General features: G+C 71.0%; 4 protein-coding genes. 1 reads left to right on the top strand and 3 read right to left on the bottom strand.

Features of this window, described 5'->3' with window-relative positions; genetic code table 11:
• Nucleotides 1–344: 344 nt before the first annotated feature.
• Nucleotides 345–1,352 carry a stage II sporulation protein M gene (locus tag AB0D94_RS37540; RefSeq protein WP_362062379.1) on the bottom strand — a complete coding sequence of 336 codons (1,008 nt, stop codon included), beginning with the start codon at nt 1,350–1,352 and terminating at the stop codon, nt 345–347.
• A 111-nt stretch (nt 1,353–1,463) separates the two neighbouring features.
• Between AB0D94_RS37540 and AB0D94_RS37545 the strand changes: the two genes are divergently transcribed.
• The gene (locus AB0D94_RS37545) at nt 1,464–2,471 is read left to right on the top strand and encodes an RDD family protein (RefSeq protein ID WP_362062382.1); all 1,008 of its coding nucleotides are present in this window, start codon (nt 1,464–1,466) and stop codon (nt 2,469–2,471) included.
• Between the two features lie 19 nt (nt 2,472–2,490).
• Here the strand turns inward: AB0D94_RS37545 and AB0D94_RS37550 are convergent, their stop codons facing one another.
• A complete protein-coding gene (locus AB0D94_RS37550) occupies nt 2,491–3,108 on the bottom strand; it encodes a hypothetical protein (protein ID WP_362062388.1) in 618 nt (205 codons plus the stop codon).
• A gap of 211 nt (nt 3,109–3,319) precedes the next feature.
• Nucleotides 3,320–4,756 carry an adenosylhomocysteinase gene (gene ahcY, locus AB0D94_RS37555; protein WP_362062385.1) on the bottom strand — a complete coding sequence of 479 codons (1,437 nt, stop codon included), beginning with the start codon at nt 4,754–4,756 and terminating at the stop codon, nt 3,320–3,322.
• Nucleotides 4,757–5,156: the final 400 nt, after the last annotated feature.

A 5,156-nucleotide genomic window follows, 5' to 3' on the forward strand; every position in this document is an offset into this window, starting at 1 on the left:
GGGCTTCGTTCTTCGTTTCCGACTCTATCAGACTCTTTCGTGTCCGATTCCCGGTCGAAGCGGGTTTCGCTTTCCAGGTTTCCGCTTTCGCGTTTTCCTTTCCGGCGATTGCGACTCTATCAGAAGTTTTCCACCGGATTTCCCGGCTTCGGATCTTGATGAGGAATCGCGTGTGCCCCACAGGAATTCGAATTCCATCTGGGGGCGAGATGAGATTTTAAACCATCACTGCCGAACTTGTCCAGTTCGAGGCAACCGTTCAAATCTACCTCCACGCTGGCTCCGTGTCAACGGTGCCTGCGGGACGACGAAGAGACTAGCAGCTCATCGGCCTCGGACGCACATCAGGCCGCCGTGGGGAGCGTGGCGGTCTGGTCGGCGGCCTCCACGTCGCCCGCCTCTCCGGCCCGGGACGCGCGGCCTCCCAGGACGTAGACGTAGAGCAGGAAGGCCACCTCGGCGAGCACGCCGATCGCGATGCGGGCCCAGGTGGGGAGGCCGGAGGGGGTCACGAAGCCTTCGATGAGGCCGGAGACGAACAGGACCACCGCGAGGCCGATGGCCATGCCGAGTGCCGCGCGGCCCCGTTCCGCGAGGGCCGCGCGGCGGGTGCGGGGGCCCGGGTCGATGACCGTCCAGCCCAGGCGCAGGCCCGTGCCGGCCGCGACGAAGACCGCCGTCAGTTCGAGCAGGCCGTGCGGCAGGATCAGGCCGAGGAAGACGTCGAGGCGGCCGGCGGAGGCCATCAGGCCGAGGCCGACCCCGAGGTTGGCCATGTTCAGGAACAGGATCCAGAGCACCGGGAGCCCCAGGAACGCGCCCAGGACCAGGCAGATCGCGGCTGCCTGGGCATTGTTCGTCCAGACCTGGGCCGCGAACGAGGCCGCGGGGTGGCTGGAGTAGTACGTCTCGTACTCGCCGCCCGGCTTCGTGAGCGCCTTCAGCTCCTCCGGGGCGGCGATGGCGCCCTGCACCTCCGGGTGCGTGGCTATCCACCAGCCGATGAGCACGCCCACCGCCGTGGAGAGCAGCGCGGTCGGTATCCACCACGCGCGGCTGCGGTAGACGGCAGCGGGGAAGCCGACGGTGAAGAAGAGGACCACGTCGCGCCAGCCGGCGCGGCGGACCCCGGTCACCGTGGAGCGGGCGCGGGCCACCAGCTGGGTCAGCCGGCCAGTGAGCATGGGGTCGGGGGCGCTGGACTGGATGAGCGAGAGGTGGGTGGAGGTGCGCTGGTAGAGCTCGACGAGCTCGTCGGCCTCGGCGCCGGTGAGCTTGCGGCCTCGGCCCAGGAGCTGCTCCAGGCGGTCCCATTCCGCTCGATGGGCCGCCACGAAGACGTCGAGATCCATCCGGTTGCCGCTCCCCTGCCCCAGGTCCCCTGCTACTGCCTACTCCTGATGTGGTCAGCTTGGCAGACTGAATGCCGATGGGGCGGGGCAGGTCACGTGAAAGGTGCTGCGGTGAGCGATCTGGTGACGGGGGACGCTGTCGTCCTGGGGCTGCGGCCGGCGAGGTTGCCGAGCCGGGCTCTGGCGTTCCTGCTCGACGCGGCGGTGTACGTCACCGGATATCTGACGGTCTCGTTCGGGCTGACCCTGGCGACGGCCTCGCTGGACTTCGCCGCCCAGGCTGCCGTTGCGGTGGCCACCGTACTGCTGGTGCTGGTCGGCGTCCCGATCGCGGTGGAGACCCTGACCCACGGGCGTTCGCTGGGCAAGCTCGCCTGCGGACTGCGGGTCGTACGTGACGACGGCGGGCCGGTCCGGTTCCGGCACGCGCTGGTGCGCGGGGCCATGGGGGTCGTGGAACTGCTGCTCACCTTCGGCTCCGTAGCGTGCATCGCCTCGTTGGTGTCGGAGCGGGGGCGGCGGCTCGGGGACGTCTTCGCGGGGACGCTGGTCATCCGGGAGCGAGTACCGGGGGCGCGGGTGATGCCGGTGCCTCCGCCGCCGCCGTGGCTGGCCGGGAGGTTCGGCGGGCTGGACCTGTCGGCCGTGCCGGACGGGCTGTGGCTGGCGATCCGGCAGTACCTGACGCGGATGGGACAGCTGGATCCGCAGGTCGGCGCCGCGATGGCGGTACGGCTCGCGGACGATCTGGTGGCGCGTACGGGGACTCCGCCGCCGCCGGGGGTGCCCGCTGCCGCGTACCTGATGGCGGTGGTGCACGAGCGTCAGACGCGGGACGCCGCCCGGGCCTTCGGCGGTGGCGCGGCGCAGGCCGCGCCTGCTCCCGCGGCCCCGGCTCCGTACGCCGCTCCGCACGCGGCTCCGTATGCCCCTCCGCACGTGGCCCCGTACGCCGCCCCGCAGGCTGCGGCGCCGGTCGCGGTGCCCCCCGTGCAGGTGGCGCCCGTGCAGGTGGCGCCCGTGCAGGTGGCGCCCGTGCAGGTGGCGCCCGTGCAGGTGGCGCCCGTGCAGGTGGCGCCCGTACGGCCGCCGGGCGGCGGGTTCGCGCCGCCCGCCTGAGGCCTCTGCCGGGGCGGCCCTACGCCTCGAAGGTCGAGGGCGGGGTCTCCAGGTGTTCGAGTTCGATCCCAGGGGCCGAGAGGACCACGTCGCCCGCGATGTGGATCGTGTGGACCTCGCCGGTGTCCAGGGCGCTGACCTGGTACGCGTCCACCAGCAGCGGGCCGCTGTCCGTCGGGTGCTCCTCGCGCGCCAGCAGGGCCCAGGCCTGGTCGACCGTACGCGGGGCGAGGACCGGGTCGGTGAGGGCGAGCAGCCGGACGCGGGTGGCGGGTGCGCCGGGGGTCAGGCGCAGCAGGCGGGCCGTCGCGATGAGGAAGGCCGGGGAGGTTCCGGTGAAGGCGGGGGCCTGGACGTTGCCTTCGGTGGCCTCGGTGCCGGTGGGGTCGGTGCGCACCCAGGTGACGCCGTCGATGGCGGCGCCTCGGACCTGCCAGCTCGACGCGTTCAGTTCGAGGCGGATGGGGCGGCCGAGTTCGTCGACGGCGAGGTCGACGGAGCCCCGGTGGTCGCCGTTCGGGGCGGTGAGCTGGGAGACGTAGCGCCAGCCGGAGGGGCCGGGCGCGCAGTGGAAGTGCTCCTCCCCGAGGGGGGTGTGGTCGTGCGGGTCGTGGAGCGAGTAGCGGCCGCGGGGCATGGTGAGCACGTTTCGTCGGATGGGCGGGCGGGGCGGGTGCACTGCCGGGCAGTGCGGGGCGGTGCAGTCGCACCGCAATGCCGTCAACGTACCGTCGGCCGCCCGCGGGGGCGCCGAAGGGGCAGGCCCCCGGCGACGTCCGCCGGGGGCCTGCTGGAACTTCCGCTGACCGGATGGCCGATCAGTGCTGATCGGAGCCGATCGGTGCTGATCAGTAGCGGTAGTGGTCCGCCTTGTACGGGCCCTCGACCTTGACGCCGATGTACTCGGCCTGCTCGGGGCGCAGGGTGGTGAGCTTGACGCCGAGGGCGTCGAGGTGGAGGCGGGCGACCTTCTCGTCCAGGTGCTTCGGGAGGACGTAGACGTCGGTCGGGTACTCCGCCTGCTTCGTGAAGAGCTCGATCTGGGCCAGGGTCTGGTCCGCGAAGGAGTTCGACATCACGAAGGAGGGGTGGCCGGTGGCGTTGCCCAGGTTCAGCAGGCGGCCCTCGGACAGGACGATCAGGACCTTGCCGTCGGGGAACTTCCAGGTGTGGACCTGGGGCTTGACCTCGTCCTTGACGATGCCCTCGATCTTGGCCAGGCCGGCCATGTCGATCTCGTTGTCGAAGTGGCCGATGTTCCCGACGATGGCCTGGTGCTTCATCTTGGCCATGTCGGCGGCCATGATGATGTCCTTGTTGCCGGTGGTCGTGATGAAGATGTCGGCGGTCTCGACGACGTCGTCGAGCGTGGCGACCTGGTAGCCGTCCATCGCGGCCTGGAGGGCGCAGATGGGGTCGATCTCGGTGACGATCACGCGGGCGCCCTGGCCGCGCAGGGACTCGGCGCAGCCCTTGCCGACGTCGCCGTAGCCGCAGACGACCGCGACCTTGCCGCCGATGAGGACGTCGGTGGCGCGGTTGATGCCGTCGATCAGGGAGTGGCGGCAGCCGTACTTGTTGTCGAACTTCGACTTGGTGACGGCGTCGTTCACGTTGATCGCCGGGAAGAGCAGGCTGCCCTCGGCCATCATCTCGTAGAGGCGGTGGACACCGGTGGTGGTCTCCTCGGTGACGCCGCGGATCTCGGACGCGAGCTGCGTCCACTTCTGCGGGTTCTCGCCGAGGGTGCGGTTCAGCAGGGTGAGGATGTACGCGAACTCCTCGGAGTCCGCCGTCGACGGGTCCGGGGCCTCTCCGGCCTTCTCGAACTCGACGCCCTTGTGGACGAGGAGGGTGGCGTCACCACCGTCGTCGAGGATCATGTTCGGGCCGCCGGTGGGGGTGTTCGGCCAGGTCAGCGCCTGCTCCGTGCACCACCAGTACTCCTCCAGCGTCTCGCCCTTCCAGGCGAAGACGGGGACGCCCTGCGGGTTCTCCGGGGTGCCGTTCGGGCCGACCGCGATGGCGGCGGCCGCGTGGTCCTGGGTGGAGAAGATGTTGCAGGAGGCCCAGCGGACGTCGGCGCCGAGGGCGACGAGGGTCTCGATGAGCACGGCCGTCTGCACGGTCATGTGCAGGGAGCCGGTGATGCGGGCGCCGGCGAGGGGCTGCGCGTCCGCGTACTCGGCGCGGATCGACATCAGGCCGGGCATCTCGTGCTCGGCGAGGGTGATCTCCTTGCGGCCGAAGGCGGCAAGGGAAAGGTCTGCGACCTTGAAGTCCATGGGTGGTGCTCCTCATGGTGCGAGAGGGTGGGTACGGCTGGGCAGCGCGCCGTTCGGCTGGTCCGTCCGGACGCAGTCTGGAGGAACGCGCGGAGCACACAGTCCGTCGGGGGCCCTCTCTCCCCTCGGCCGGTCAACGAGGACCGCCCGACCGCCATCAGCAGCGACGCCTGACACTGAGGACGAATCTACACCGATCGGCGGAGCGTGCCCCAGTCGGCCGAACGGCCAGATGAGTGAGTCCGAAGTGGCGCCGTCCGCCCGCATGGCGGGCGGGGAGGCGCCAGGCGCGTGCGGCTGCAAGGCGGAGGAGGGAGTCGACGCGGAGCGTCGGCGACCGACGACAACCCCGCCGACGCGCGGGGCTGGCGCCGCCCCCCCGGCGCCACATGGGACACGC

The organism is Streptomyces sp. NPDC048255 (assembly GCF_040652415.1).
GTDB lineage: Bacteria > Actinomycetota > Actinomycetes > Streptomycetales > Streptomycetaceae > Streptomyces.

Coding starts and splice junctions, on each gene's coding strand:
- AB0D94_RS37540 (WP_362062379.1), bottom strand. CDS start 1,352: ATGGATCTCGACGTCTTCGTGGCGGCCCATCGAGCGGAATGGGACCGC.
- AB0D94_RS37550 (WP_362062388.1), bottom strand. CDS start 3,108: ATGCCCCGCGGCCGCTACTCGCTCCACGACCCGCACGACCACACCCCC.
- ahcY (WP_362062385.1), bottom strand. CDS start 4,756: ATGGACTTCAAGGTCGCAGACCTTTCCCTTGCCGCCTTCGGCCGCAAG.